The sequence below is a fragment of the Sulfurimonas sp. genome, assembly GCF_014859695.1.
GTDB lineage: Bacteria > Campylobacterota > Campylobacteria > Campylobacterales > Sulfurimonadaceae > Sulfurimonas.
Window position 1 is genome coordinate 34,708 of record NZ_JACUTS010000005.1, and the last position, 12,285, is coordinate 46,992.

Consider the following 12,285-nt stretch of genomic DNA (forward strand, 5'->3'; position numbering starts at 1 on the left):
GGAGAAAAATATGATTGGTAAAATAAGCCAGGTTATGGGTCCGGTTGTTGACGTTGATTTTGATGGATATCTTCCAATAATTAATGAAGCAATCGAAGTTAATATACATTTAGAAGGTGCGGTAACTCGTTTGGTACTTGAAGTTGCAGCGCACTTAGGCGATGGCCGTGTTAGAACTATTGCAATGGATATGAGTGAAGGTTTAGTTCGCGGCATGGACGCAAAAGCTACGGGTGCTCCTATTAAAGTTCCTGTCGGCGAGAAAGTTCTTGGACGTATCTTTAACGTAATTGGCGAAACAATTGATAATGGTGAACAAATTACGGATGCTCCTATGTGGTCAATCCACCGTGAACCTCCAAAATTGGTTGAGCAGTCGACTACTACAGAGATGTTTGAAACAGGTATCAAAGTTGTTGACTTGTTGGCACCGTATTCAAAAGGCGGTAAAGTTGGTCTATTCGGCGGTGCCGGTGTTGGTAAAACAGTTATTATTATGGAGCTTATCCACAACGTTGCAATGGGTCATGAAGGTCTATCTGTATTCGCTGGTGTTGGTGAGAGAACTCGTGAAGGAAATGACCTTTACCATGAGATGAAAGACTCAAACGTACTTGACAAAGTTGCACTGTGCTATGGTCAAATGAGCGAGCCCCCGGGAGCGCGTAACCGTATCGCATTAACAGGCCTTACAATGGCTGAGTATTTCAGAGATGAAAAAGGTCTTGATGTATTGATGTTCGTTGACAATATTTTCCGTTTTGCACAATCCGGTTCAGAGATGTCAGCACTTCTTGGACGTATTCCATCGGCTGTTGGTTATCAACCGACACTAGCTCGTGAGATGGGTGCTCTTCAAGATAGAATTACATCAACAAAGAACGGTTCAATCACTTCTGTTCAGGCAGTTTACGTTCCGGCGGATGACTTAACTGACCCTGCTCCGGCTTCTGTTTTTGCTCACTTGGATGCGACTACGGTTCTTAACCGTAAAATTGCTGAGAAAGGTATCTATCCTGCAGTTGATCCATTGGATTCATCTTCAAGATTACTTGATCCACAAATTTTAGGCGAAGAGCACTATAGCGTTGCTCGCGGTGTTCAACAAACACTTCAAAAATATAAAGATTTGCAAGATATTATCGCGATTCTTGGTATGGATGAGCTTAGTGAAGATGACAAAAATATTGTTGAGCGTGCTCGTAAAATTGAGAAGTTTCTATCACAACCATTTTTCGTTGCTGAAGTATTTACGGGTTCTCCGGGTAAATATGTTTCTTTAGCTGACACTATTAAGGGTTTTAAAATGATTCTTAGCGGTGAATGTGACCACATGCCGGAAGGTTCTTTCTATATGGTCGGTGGCATAGATGAGGCGATTGAAAAAGCTCAAAAAATGAAGTAATTCATAAAGGACTAACATGAATAAGTTAAAACTTGAAATCCTTACTCCTAATGGCGTCATCTATGATGGTGAAGCACTTAGCGTAACTCTTCCAGGCGAAGAGGGCGAGTTTGGAGTTCTAGCAGAACACTCTAGTCTGACTACACTGCTTGAAGCAGGTGTAATTGACATAGAGAAAGAGGATAAATCAGTCGAATCAATTCTTATCAACTGGGGCGTTGTTCAGGTTGATGAAGAGAAAGTTATAGTATTGGTTGAAGGCGCAGTAGCTATTCGCGGAGAGACTGAAAGTGCTATCTCTAAAGCACTTGAAGACGCTAAGGAACTTATTGAGTCTATTAAGGACAATAACCCTGCGATCGCTACCGTTACTGCAAGACTCGAGTCAGCAGCACAAAATTTACTCTAGATTATGATTAACGAAATAATTGATTTTTACATAAAAAGCCACCCTGTAACACTAGGGGTTTTGGCAATTTTGGCACTATACTTCATAGTGCTAAATTGGGTTTTTTTCTATCGATACTTTTCTCTTAGTAGTTGGCTTGAGACAGAGAGCAGATCTCTTGAGAGTCTTCTTATGGGAGCAACAGCCGTAGACCCGCAATCTTTTTTAAGCAATTTTTTAAAAACAAGTACAAATGCATCAAAAGATATTTTAGCGCTTGCCGCTTCTGCAGCCACAAAAGATGCAACAAAAGGGCTCTCAGTGCTTTCTGTATTTGCTTCTACAACTCCTTTCATAGGTCTTTTTGGAACTGTTGTCTCAATATTAGACACTTTCACGCACATTGGACAAAGCAGCGGCGGTATGTCTGTAATAGCGAGTGGAGTCTCTGATGCACTGGTAGCAACTGCTGCAGGTATTTTCGTTGCAATATTTGCATATACGTATCACCAGATACTAAAGAGAAAATCATTTGAGCTAATCAGCTTTATTGAGATGCAAAGCGACGCAATAATAGCTAGAAAAGTGTAAAAATGGCTTATGATTGGGATGAGAAACCGGAACTAAACATTACTCCGCTTGTGGACGTAATGCTCGTTCTTCTAGCCATTATGATGGTTATAGCACCAAATATGATTTATGAGGAGAAGATAAATCTTCCTCAAAGCTCAAAAACAAAATCACTATCTAAAATACCACCTGTTCATATTACTATAGATAAAGATTTGAATCTAAAAGTAAACAAAGATAATTTTGAGTTAGATGCTTCATTTCAAGACAATTTTTTTCTCTATTCAAAAAAGCTTGATTTAAAAGCGACTGTGCTTATAAGTGCAGATAAAAGTTTGGATTATGGTGTTGTTATGTCTGTTCTGGCTGCTGTTAAACAAGCAGGTTTTACCGAGGTATCATTAGCTACTAATGGATAATAAAAACTCCTACTTCTATATTAGCGGTGCTATATCGCTCTCTCTTTTTTTCTTTTTTTCACTGCTTTTTTTAATTTTTATAACCTCGTCAAAAGAGATGAAAAGCTTTGCTATGAAAAAAGAGAACTATATATCTATATCTATGGATATCCCAAAAATTCAGACAAGCAGTTCTAAAAAAAGTATAGACACTCCCATTAAAAAAGAGGAAGAAATAAAGCCTGTTTTGAAAGAGGATGCAAAACCTGAGACGACAAAAACGGCTGAAAAAAAAGCAAGAAGCGTTGAAGAGCTATTTAGCGATGTTTGGACGCAAGATATTAAAAAAACGCAAGAGGTTAAAAAGCCAAAAACTGACAAAAGAGTTTTAGACGAAATTCAAAGAAAGATTCAAAAATCCGACACAAACAGAGCTGAATCAATCTCGCAAAAAATCCAGAGTATGGATGCCCAAAAAACAGAAGATGAGAGTTCAAAGAGCTCCACGGCAACAGAGGTTAATGAATATTTAGCTAAAATTCAAGCTTTAGTATATGAGTACTTTTATCCTCCAAAGAACTCACAGGGTAACGGAGTGACGGCTGTTATTGAGCTTAGTGCAATGGGCAAAGTAATTGATTTTAGAATTCTTGCTTATTCAGACAATGAAGCCTTAAACAGAGAGTGTGAGAAGATAAAAGATAGGCTCAGCAGTATACTTTTTCCAAAAAGCCCCAGCAACAGTTCTGGGAGATATAAAATAATTCTAATTTCTGAGGAGTAATATTTGAAAATAATAATTTCATTTTTAATAACTATAACTTTTATGTTTGCAAGTGACGCGACAATAGAGGTTATTAAAAAAGTTGATTCACTTCCTTCACTGGCGATTGAAGATGCCTCTACTAGTTATGATGATACTTTTAGAAATAGATTTTTTAAATCTTTAGTAGCGGATTTAAATGTTCTTTCAATCTTTAATGTAGAGAGAGCTCATCGTAAAGTTAACTATGATGCAAGCAGCGTATTGGTAGAAAACAAAGATATGAACTATGTTTTAAGATATAAGCTAAGCGAAGATGACTCGCGTGCGTTAAATTTAGAGCTCAAACTGATAAGCCAAGAGAAGATTATATTTAACAAAAACTATAAAGTTAACAATACGAACGTATATATGTTTGTTTCTCATACCATAGCATACGATATAAATAAATTTATGGGCGAGGCGCCTGTTGAGTGGATGAAGAGAAAAGTCATCTTCTCAAGAATGGTTGACCCTCAAAAAAGCGAGTTGGTTATTGCAGATTATACTCTGACATATCAACATGTTGTTGTTAAAGGCGGTTTTAACATATTCCCAAAATGGGCAAATAAAGAGCAGACAGCCTTTTACTACAGCTCTTTAGATGAGAAAGTGCCTACATTAAAGTATGTAGATATTAAAACCGGAAAAAGCAGTGTTATAAAATCTTCAGATGGCATGATGATATGTTCTGATGTTAATGATGATGGCAGCAAGCTTCTTTTGACTATGGCACCGCAGGGTCAGCCGGATATCTATCTGTATGATGTTAAAACAAAAAGTACGAAAAAACTGACAACTTTTGGCGGCATAGATGTAGGCGCGCAGTTTTTAGGCAGTGACAGCATTGTATTTGTCTCTGACCGTTTAGGATATCCAAATATATTTTCTAAAAATTTGAGCACAGGAAGTGTTGAACAGATGGTCTATTACGGCAAAAGCAATGCTGCTTGTAGCGTGTTCGGACAGTATATAGTTTATAAAGCAAGAGAGAGTTCTGAGTCATTCGGAGATAATACATTCAACCTTCATTTAATATCTATGGGGACGGATTTTATAAGAAGATTGACTGCTGTTGGAGTAAATGAGTTTCCTAGATTTTCTGTAGATGGAGACGCAATAATTTTTATTAAGAACTATAAGTCCCAAAGTTCTATAGGAATAATTAGAGTAAATCATAATAAAAATTATCTATTTCCTTTGAAGTATGGAAAAGTACAGTCAATGGATTGGTAAAAGTGTGATTATAAAAATATATTAATTTTATTTTGGTACAATCACAACAACTAAAATTTAAGGTAGAAGAAGATGAAAAGCATTGTAATTTCGAGTGCAATAGTAGCACTTTTAGTATTAAGCGGATGTGGCGATAAAGACCCAAAAGTTGATGATTCGGGTATTGATAGCAGCGTTAGTCAAGAAGTTGTACAAGATCCATCAACTCAAGAAGCAGTACAAACAGAGACAGTATCATCTAGTGAGGCAGAAGTTATGAGTGATGTGGCTTCACAGGAGACAGAGACTCAAGCAATGATGAGAGTTGAAAAAGAGTTGTTGAGTATATACTTTGATTTTGACAAGTTTAACGTAAGAAGCGACATGCAGGGAAATCTATCCACTGACGCAGATATTGCAAAGACTAAGGCTAAAGATTTTTCTATTAAGCTAGAAGGCAATTGTGATGAGTGGGGAAGCGATGAGTATAACTTTGCTTTAGGACTTAAAAGATCTAACACTGTTAAAATGGCTCTTGTTGCAGAGGGCGTTGATGCTAGCCGTATAACAATGGTAAGTTTTGGTGAGAGCAACCCTGTGTGTAGTGACAAGACTAGAGAGTGTTGGGCTAAGAATCGTAGAGTTGACTTTAAACTTTTACCATAATAGTATATGAACATGGTTAAATCAATTGCTGCTTTAGCAATTATCCTTCCTTGTTATCTCTTGGGTGCCGAACCATCAGCGTTTGGTGCCGGAGATTTAAACAATCCCAATCCATACGGCCTAACCTCCACAGAGGCTGTTTTGCTGGAGACTAAAAAAAATCTTAATAAAGTTGTCGTAAAAAGTAACAACCAGGCAAATGAAGTTGAATCACTCAGACAAAGAGTTGACGGGCTACAGACAATTATTGAGAGTATTAGTACATCTTCACATGAAAACAAGTTGAAGATTAAATCTCTACTTGATGAGAGTTCGCTCAAAAGCCAAAGCAATGTTGAATATGAGAAGAGAGTCTCTAAAACAATAGAAGATAATAGTAACGCTATTGTCGTAAATGCCAAAGAGATAGAGAAAATAAATCTTTTAATCATCGAGATTTCTAAAATTGTTGATTCTATAAACGAGTCTTACGTTAGCAAAAATGAGTTTAATTCACTCGTACATGATGTTAATAAATTTAAAGATCTTGTAGCAAAAGAGTTAAAAGCAAAAGAGAAGCAGCCCTTAAAACAGTCCACTTACGAGGGGATGACAAACGGAGAGGTTGAAACAAAAGCTAAAGAACTCTATGATCAAAAGAGTTATAGTGAATCAATCAAGTATTATAAATATCTCATAGATAAAAACTATAAACCGGCTCGTTCTCACTATATGGCAGGAGAGATTGAATACTATAAAAAAAATTATGCTGCGGCAATCGCATACTTTAAAAAGAGTGCATCACTCTACTCAAAAGCTGACTATATGCCTACTTTGATGCTTCATACAGCAATTTCAATGGACGAGACAGGCGATAAAAAAAATGCAGTAAATTTTTATGATGCAGTAATTTCACAGTATCCAAACAGTGATTCTGCAAAAATAGCAAAAAACAGGTTAAGTAAAACAAAAGAGTAGTATATTAGCAATTACTATAATTATGATAAAATCACAAAAAACAAAAAAATAAAAGGTATATAAATATGGCAATAGAGGCAAATCAGATTGTATCAATAGAGTATGAAGTCAATGATGGAGAAAAAGTTGTAGATAGTAATATTGGTGGAGAGCCACTGGTATTTATGTTTGGAAAAGGGCAGATTATTCCTGGACTTGAAAATGCAATAATAGATATGACAATAGGTCAAAGAGCAGAAGTTACCGTAAAAGCTAAAGATGCATACGGTGAGTACGACAGTGAAGCAATTCAAGAGGTTCCAAAAGATCAGTTTTCTGGAATTGACTTAGAAGTTGGGATGCCGCTTTATGGTCAGGGTGAAGATGGCGGAACTGTTCAGGTTACGGTTAAAGAGATAGGTGATGAGAGCGTAATAATAGATTTTAATCACCCATTGGCGGGCAAAGATTTGGCTTTTGTGGTAGTAATAAATAATATTAGAGAAGCATCAGCCGATGAGTTAATGAGTGGTATTCCTGTAGAAAATCAGCATGATGATTGCTGTGGTACAGGTGGCGGCACTGGCTGTGGATGCTAGTTATATAACTGCATGTCCATCATCTGCGCAGGCGTTTAAAACAGCAACTCTTTTAAAAACACTGAATGTAAACGCACTCATAACAGGAGAGGTTGGAGTGGGCAAGAGAAGTTTGGCTCACTACATACTTCCTGATGCCCCCATCTTTGATGCATCAAATTATGATGAACTTTTAGCAACTCTTGATAGTGTTGCTAAAGTAATTATTACAAATATAGAAAACTCACCAAATATAAAAAAAGTACTAGATATCTTAAGCAGCAAGAATATAAGAGTTGTAGCTACTGCTAAAAATTCATATTATAACAGAGATGCAGATAAATTTTTTAGTGTTAAATTTGAGATACCTTCTCTTAGAGAGAGACCGGAGGATGTTGAAGAGTTGACACAAAAATTTATAAAAGAGGCATCTTTGCTTTTTTGTTCAAAAGATGAGTTTAAAGTCAAAAACTTCAAGCCTGACTTAAGTCAGAACTCAAACTCTTTAAGAAGACAGATTATGATCAATTATCTTCTGCAGGATATACGAGAAGATGAACTCATGGAGATACTTCAAAACTATCTAACTGAGAAATTGGGTTCCAACAATGATTATAAAAAGTTTTTACATCTCTATGAAGTTCCTCTTATTAGGGCAGGGCTTGAGAGATTTAAATCTCAGCTTCAACTCTCAGACAAACTAGGACTCAATAGAAATACTCTTAGAAAAAAGATGGCTGATAATATTAATTACTTATAAAAAGGGAAAAAATGAAAAAAATAGCAATGATTTTTGCGGGGCAGGGTTCTCAGGCAACAGGAATGGGAAAAGATTTCTACGATAACTCCGATATGGCAAAAGAGATGTTTGAAGAGGCTGGTAAAAGAGCGGGATTGAAGTTTGACGAGTTGCTTTTTGCGGAACACGACCTGTTAAATCAGACTGCATATACACAGCCTGCAATTCTTTTGGTTCAAATGATAGCTTATCGTCTGTTTAAGGAAAAATGTCCGGATGTGAAAGCCGAACTTTTTTTAGGACACTCATTGGGTGAATTTTCTGCTCTTTGCGCAAGCGGTGCGATTGATTATGTTGATGCGGTTGAACTTGTTCACAGACGCGGTCAGCTAATGCAAGACGCATGTAGCGATATTGAAGCGAGCATGATGGTTGTTATGGGACTTGACGATGAGAGCGTTGAGAAGATTTGTGTTGATGCGCAAAGCCAAGGAAAAAAAGTTTGGCCGGCAAACTACAATCAAGACGGACAGCTTGTTGTTGCGGGCATGAAGAGTGATTTAGCATCTCTAGAGCAGATATTTAAAGATGCCGGTGCTAAAAGAGCACTTCTTCTCAACATGTCGGTAGCTAGCCATTGTGAGCTTTTGTCTCCTGCACAAATCCCGCTTAAGAGTTTGATGGAGGGGATGATAGAGGATAGTTTTGAAGCACCGGTCATCTCAAATGTAACTACAACGGGATACACCACTAAGGATGAAGCAGTTGAGCTTTTAACAGAGCAGCTTGTAAAACCCGTTAAATATAAACAATCAATCTTGGCGATAGCAGATAAAGTCGATATTGCAATAGAGTTTGGAAACGGGGCAACTCTAAAAGGTCTAAACAAAAGAATCGCTCCAAATCTTGAGACTTATACTATTTCAGATATGAAATCACTTCAAGAAGTCATAGAGAAAATTTGCAACTAAAATGAGAATTACATTAGCTCAGACATCGCCTAGACTTAACCGCTCAAACATAGATGAAGTTGTATCTATAATAGGCTCTTGTAAACATGAGAGTGATTTAATAGTGTTTGGCGAGCTCTCTTTAAATGGTTATCTGCTTCAAGATAAGCTCTATGAAGATGCATGGGAGATAGATGAGTTGGATATCTTAAAAGAGTTAAGTCTTGATGTTGATATCGTAGTAGGTGCTGCGATTAGAGATGGTGAGAGCTTTAGAAATGCAGCACTCTATTTCTCTAAAGGGAAACTCCTCTCAAAGCACTATAAAGTACATCTTCCAAACTACGGAATGTTTGAAGAGGCTAGGTATTTTAAAGCAGGCACTATTTTTGAGAGTTTTGTGACTCAGTTTGGAAAAATATCTATGGTTGTGTGTGAAGATCTTTGGCATAAAGATGTTCATGAAAAGCTGATAAAAGAAAATCCAAGCTATATAGTAGCGCTTGTTGCATCACCCGCAAGAGGTTTTAGTGATAGCGGAATTGACATAGAAGATAAATGGTATGAAATCATAAAAACGGTTGCAGCAGAGTGCAGAGCCAAGCTTGTCTTTGTAAACAGGGTTGGTTTTGAAGATGGGCTTGGATTTTGGGGTGGAAGCTGCATAGTCAACGAAGATGCAAAAATAGTGCATAAATTGCCGCGTTATAAAAAAACAGTAAAAACATTTGAAACAGAGGAAAATTTATGAAAATAGCAATAATGGGAGCAATGCCCGAAGAGGTTGCTCCGATTTTAGAAAAAGTCGGCTTATATAAAACGGTAGAGTACGCCGGAAATAGATATTATGAAGCAACATACAGAGGTGCCCAGCTTGTGATAGCGTACTCTAAGATAGGAAAAGTATTCTCTACTCTTACGGCTACGACTATGATTGAGCATTTTGGAGCTACAAAGCTTCTCTTTTCAGGAGTTGCAGGGGCAATATCTCCTACTCTAAAGGTCGGTGATCTGATAGTTGCAACAAAACTCTCTCAGCATGATTTGGATATTACTGCATTCGGTCATCCATTTGGTTATGTACCGGAAGGGTCGGTCTTTGTAGAGGCTGATAAAGTAATGATAGAGATGAGCAAAGAGGTCGCGGCAAGCATGGGTAAAAGTGTGCAGGAGGGAATCATCGCAACAGGTGATCAGTTTGTGGCAAATGAAGAGAGAAAGAACTGGATAGGAGCTACGTTTGGTGCAGATGCTCTGGAGATGGAAGGCGGAAGTGTTGCTGTCGTCTGTAATGCACTTGGGGTGCCTTTTTTTATTCTTCGTGCTATTAGCGATGCGGCAGACATGGATGCAAGTTTTAGTTTTGATGAATTTTTAGAGACAAGTGCTAAAGAAAGTGCCGAGTTTGTTATGAAAATGGTGGACAAAATTGTCCTCCCATCTTAGAACGCTAAATGAACAAAGTCCATTTAGCTACGCTAACGCTATGTTTTCTTCGACAGAAGGCCCGCGTGCAGATAAACCGCACTTAAAGATTTTACAATGGCTATAAAGATTTCTAAAAAAATTATGTCTAAACTCGGAAAAACAAATGCCGAGTTTGAACTTATAGAAGAGGGCGATAAGATATTGGTAGGTCTTAGCGGCGGAAAAGATTCGCTTACTTTAGTCCATGCGCTCAAAGAGCAACAGCGCCGTGCACCGTTTAAATTTGAGTTTGTTGCAGTAACTGTCTCATACGGGATGGGTGAAAACTTTGATAATTTGATTGAGCATTGTAAAGAACATGAGATTGCGCATTTCATCCATGATACAAAAATCTACGATTTGGCTGCTGAGAAAATTAGAAAAAATTCCTCATTTTGCAGTTTTTTTTCACGCATGAGAAGAGGTTCACTCTATAGTGCAGCAGAAAATCATGGCTGTAATAAAGTGGCTCTTGGACATCACATGGATGATGCGGCAGAGAGTTTTTTTATGAATTTTATCTATAACGGACAGATGCGCTCGCTTGCACCAAAATATAGAGCCGATAACGGTTTGATTGTCATACGTCCTCTTATTCAAATGAGAGAGCGTCAATTGGCAGCATTTGCACTTGATAATGATATTGTGACTATTGGGGATGAAGCATGTCCATCTATGAGATTTGACGTTAAAATGCCCCATGCAAGAGCAAATACAAAAGAGATGTTATCTAAGATGGAAAAAGAGTTTCCTTCGCTGTTTACAAGTTTAAATGCAGCATTTAAAAATATCTCTGTTGAGACTTTTTTTGATAAAGAGAAGTTTAATATTTAGACTCTATCTTCTCTTCATCTTTTGCAATTTGTGATCTTCTCTCATGCAGAGTCTCATCTTTTAGGGTTTGTAAAAACTCTATCATATTCTCTTGGTAGGAGATGATATCCCTGTCATGCGAGAGCAAAAGAAGCTCTCTAAGCGAATCAATATCTATTTTTTTTGCATATCTTGGCATAAGCTTTAGTTCTTTTTGAATATTTAAGACAAGCGTATCAATATCCAGACCATTGTTTTCTCTTACTTTTTTAACAAGTTCTTTAGTGTTTAGGAGGAGAAGGTTTGCTCTTTCATCGTCATTATATATATCCATACCAATTTTTTTTATAATAGAGAAATCATCCGCTTTTATATTTTCATTTGCGCTAAGGATAAGAGCAAAAAGTTTGGCACGAAACGCCAATGAACTGTGATTGTAAACAAATAGTTCACGAAATGCATTAAATAAGTAATGTTTGATTTTAGAGAGAAACTTCATTGAAACACCTTGTAGAGTCAAGTGCGTAATTATACCAAATCCGCTCATGAATACCTACTTTAAACTTCATTTGGGAAAGCAGATTTGGTTATAATACACTTCTAATAATAAAACAGATTACAGTAGATGAGGATACATGCATGGGAAGAGCCTTTGAGTATAGAAAAGCATCAAAGCTAAAAAGATGGGGAGCAATGTCAAAACTGTTTCCTAAACTTGGAAAAATAATTACAATGGCGGCAAAAGAGGGTGGAACTGACCCTGATATGAATGCTAGATTGCGTACAGCGATTATAAATGCAAAAGCCGAAAATATGCCAAAAGACAACATAGAAGCAGCTATAAAAAGAGCAACTGCAAAAGATACGGCAAGTATGCTTGAGGTAAGCTTTGAGGGGAAAGTTCCACACGGTGTGCAGCTCTTTATAGAGTGCATGACGGATAACAATACGAGAACCGTGGCAAATGTGAAAAATATACTTACAAAACATGGCGGTGAGATGCTTACAAAGGGCTCTTTAGAGTTTATGTTTGACAGAAAAGCGCTGTTTGAATTTCCTCTAAAAGATGGTATGTATTTAGAAGAGCTTGAACTAGAGCTAATAGATGCAGGTTTAGAAGAGATAGAGGAAGAGGATGGAGTTGTTATTGTGACTGGTAACTATATAAGTTTTGGCGCATTAAACAGTGCCTTAGAAGATATGGGCATCGAGATTACGAAGGCAAATCTAGAGAGAATTGCAAATTTACCGATAACTATAACGGAGGAGCAGCACTCAGATATAGATAAAATTTTAGACAAACTCGAAGATGATGAGGATGTTCAAAAAGTATTTACAAATTTGGCATAATAATGTTT

16 protein-coding genes are annotated in these 12,285 nt (G+C 37.2%); 15 read left to right on the forward strand and 1 reads right to left on the reverse strand.

The window, feature by feature from the left end:
• Positions 1-10: 10 nt before the first annotated feature.
• The 14 genes from atpD to IBX42_RS02275 all read left to right on the forward strand — a co-directional run bounded on the left by atpD (position 11) and on the right by IBX42_RS02275 (position 10,948).
• Positions 11-1,405 carry a F0F1 ATP synthase subunit beta gene (gene atpD / locus IBX42_RS02210; protein ID WP_294928137.1) on the forward strand — a complete coding sequence of 465 codons (1,395 nt, stop codon included), beginning with the start codon at positions 11-13 and terminating at the stop codon, positions 1,403-1,405.
• 16 nt (positions 1,406-1,421) lie between these two features.
• The gene (gene atpC, locus IBX42_RS02215; RefSeq protein ID WP_294928140.1) at positions 1,422-1,814 is read left to right on the forward strand and encodes an ATP synthase F1 subunit epsilon; all 393 of its coding nucleotides are present in this window, start codon (positions 1,422-1,424) and stop codon (positions 1,812-1,814) included.
• Positions 1,815-1,817: 3 nt separating this feature from the next.
• Positions 1,818-2,384: a MotA/TolQ/ExbB proton channel family protein gene (locus IBX42_RS02220; protein WP_294928143.1), complete on the forward strand. Its 567-nt coding sequence runs from the start codon at positions 1,818-1,820 to the stop codon at positions 2,382-2,384.
• Between the two features lie 2 nt (positions 2,385-2,386).
• On the forward strand, positions 2,387-2,782 hold the full coding sequence (locus IBX42_RS02225; RefSeq protein ID WP_294928146.1) for a biopolymer transporter ExbD: 396 nt from the start codon (positions 2,387-2,389) through the stop codon (positions 2,780-2,782).
• Positions 2,775-3,545, forward strand: coding sequence for a cell envelope integrity protein TolA (locus IBX42_RS02230; RefSeq protein ID WP_294928150.1), 771 nt, complete (start codon positions 2,775-2,777; stop codon positions 3,543-3,545). The genes IBX42_RS02225 and IBX42_RS02230 overlap by 8 nt, the downstream gene beginning before the upstream one ends.
• Positions 3,546-3,548: 3 nt before the next feature.
• Entirely contained in the window at positions 3,549-4,799 is a 1,251-nt protein-coding gene (tolB, locus tag IBX42_RS02235; RefSeq protein WP_294928153.1) for a Tol-Pal system protein TolB, read from the forward strand.
• A gap of 72 nt (positions 4,800-4,871) precedes the next feature.
• Positions 4,872-5,444 (forward strand): OmpA family protein, encoded by a 573-nt coding sequence (locus IBX42_RS02240; RefSeq protein WP_294928155.1) that lies wholly within the window; start codon positions 4,872-4,874, stop codon positions 5,442-5,444.
• Positions 5,445-5,456: 12 nt separating this feature from the next.
• A complete protein-coding gene (locus IBX42_RS02245; RefSeq protein WP_294928158.1) occupies positions 5,457-6,401 on the forward strand; it encodes a tetratricopeptide repeat protein in 945 nt (314 codons plus the stop codon).
• A 65-nt stretch (positions 6,402-6,466) separates the two neighbouring features.
• Positions 6,467-6,979, forward strand: coding sequence for a peptidylprolyl isomerase (locus tag IBX42_RS02250; RefSeq protein WP_294928161.1), 513 nt, complete (start codon positions 6,467-6,469; stop codon positions 6,977-6,979).
• Positions 6,933-7,718, forward strand: coding sequence for a helix-turn-helix domain-containing protein (locus IBX42_RS02255; protein ID WP_294928164.1), 786 nt, complete (start codon positions 6,933-6,935; stop codon positions 7,716-7,718). Before IBX42_RS02250 ends, IBX42_RS02255 begins: the two co-directional genes overlap by 47 nt.
• Before the next feature lie 11 nt (positions 7,719-7,729).
• Positions 7,730-8,668, forward strand: coding sequence for an ACP S-malonyltransferase (gene fabD, locus IBX42_RS02260; RefSeq protein ID WP_294928167.1), 939 nt, complete (start codon positions 7,730-7,732; stop codon positions 8,666-8,668).
• A 1-nt stretch (position 8,669) separates the two neighbouring features.
• Entirely contained in the window at positions 8,670-9,398 is a 729-nt protein-coding gene (locus IBX42_RS02265) for a nitrilase-related carbon-nitrogen hydrolase (RefSeq protein WP_294928170.1), read from the forward strand.
• The gene (locus IBX42_RS02270; protein ID WP_294928173.1) at positions 9,395-10,093 is read left to right on the forward strand and encodes a 5'-methylthioadenosine/adenosylhomocysteine nucleosidase; all 699 of its coding nucleotides are present in this window, start codon (positions 9,395-9,397) and stop codon (positions 10,091-10,093) included. Before IBX42_RS02265 ends, IBX42_RS02270 begins: the two co-directional genes overlap by 4 nt.
• Before the next feature lie 96 nt (positions 10,094-10,189).
• Positions 10,190-10,948 carry an ATP-binding protein gene (locus IBX42_RS02275; RefSeq protein WP_294928176.1) on the forward strand — a complete coding sequence of 253 codons (759 nt, stop codon included), beginning with the start codon at positions 10,190-10,192 and terminating at the stop codon, positions 10,946-10,948.
• Here IBX42_RS02275 and IBX42_RS02280 read toward each other — a convergent pair.
• Positions 10,938-11,426 carry a hypothetical protein gene (locus IBX42_RS02280; RefSeq protein ID WP_294928179.1) on the reverse strand — a complete coding sequence of 163 codons (489 nt, stop codon included), beginning with the start codon at positions 11,424-11,426 and terminating at the stop codon, positions 10,938-10,940. The two genes, IBX42_RS02275 and IBX42_RS02280, sit on opposite strands and share 11 nt — an antisense overlap.
• 140 nt (positions 11,427-11,566) lie before the next feature.
• Between IBX42_RS02280 and IBX42_RS02285 the strand changes: the two genes are divergently transcribed.
• Positions 11,567-12,277, forward strand: coding sequence for a YebC/PmpR family DNA-binding transcriptional regulator (locus IBX42_RS02285; protein ID WP_294928182.1), 711 nt, complete (start codon positions 11,567-11,569; stop codon positions 12,275-12,277).
• Positions 12,278-12,285: the final 8 nt, after the last annotated feature.

Coding starts and splice junctions, on each gene's coding strand:
- atpD (WP_294928137.1), top strand. CDS start 11: ATGATTGGTAAAATAAGCCAGGTTATGGGTCCGGTTGTTGACGTTGAT.
- atpC (WP_294928140.1), top strand. CDS start 1,422: ATGAATAAGTTAAAACTTGAAATCCTTACTCCTAATGGCGTCATCTAT.
- IBX42_RS02220 (WP_294928143.1), top strand. CDS start 1,818: ATGATTAACGAAATAATTGATTTTTACATAAAAAGCCACCCTGTAACA.
- IBX42_RS02225 (WP_294928146.1), top strand. CDS start 2,387: ATGGCTTATGATTGGGATGAGAAACCGGAACTAAACATTACTCCGCTT.
- IBX42_RS02230 (WP_294928150.1), top strand. CDS start 2,775: ATGGATAATAAAAACTCCTACTTCTATATTAGCGGTGCTATATCGCTC.
- IBX42_RS02240 (WP_294928155.1), top strand. CDS start 4,872: ATGAAAAGCATTGTAATTTCGAGTGCAATAGTAGCACTTTTAGTATTA.
- IBX42_RS02245 (WP_294928158.1), top strand. CDS start 5,457: ATGGTTAAATCAATTGCTGCTTTAGCAATTATCCTTCCTTGTTATCTC.
- IBX42_RS02250 (WP_294928161.1), top strand. CDS start 6,467: ATGGCAATAGAGGCAAATCAGATTGTATCAATAGAGTATGAAGTCAAT.
- IBX42_RS02255 (WP_294928164.1), top strand. CDS start 6,933: ATGATGATTGCTGTGGTACAGGTGGCGGCACTGGCTGTGGATGCTAGT.
- fabD (WP_294928167.1), top strand. CDS start 7,730: ATGAAAAAAATAGCAATGATTTTTGCGGGGCAGGGTTCTCAGGCAACA.
- IBX42_RS02265 (WP_294928170.1), top strand. CDS start 8,670: ATGAGAATTACATTAGCTCAGACATCGCCTAGACTTAACCGCTCAAAC.
- IBX42_RS02270 (WP_294928173.1), top strand. CDS start 9,395: ATGAAAATAGCAATAATGGGAGCAATGCCCGAAGAGGTTGCTCCGATT.
- IBX42_RS02275 (WP_294928176.1), top strand. CDS start 10,190: ATGGCTATAAAGATTTCTAAAAAAATTATGTCTAAACTCGGAAAAACA.
- IBX42_RS02280 (WP_294928179.1), bottom strand. CDS start 11,426: ATGAAGTTTCTCTCTAAAATCAAACATTACTTATTTAATGCATTTCGT.
- IBX42_RS02285 (WP_294928182.1), top strand. CDS start 11,567: ATGGGAAGAGCCTTTGAGTATAGAAAAGCATCAAAGCTAAAAAGATGG.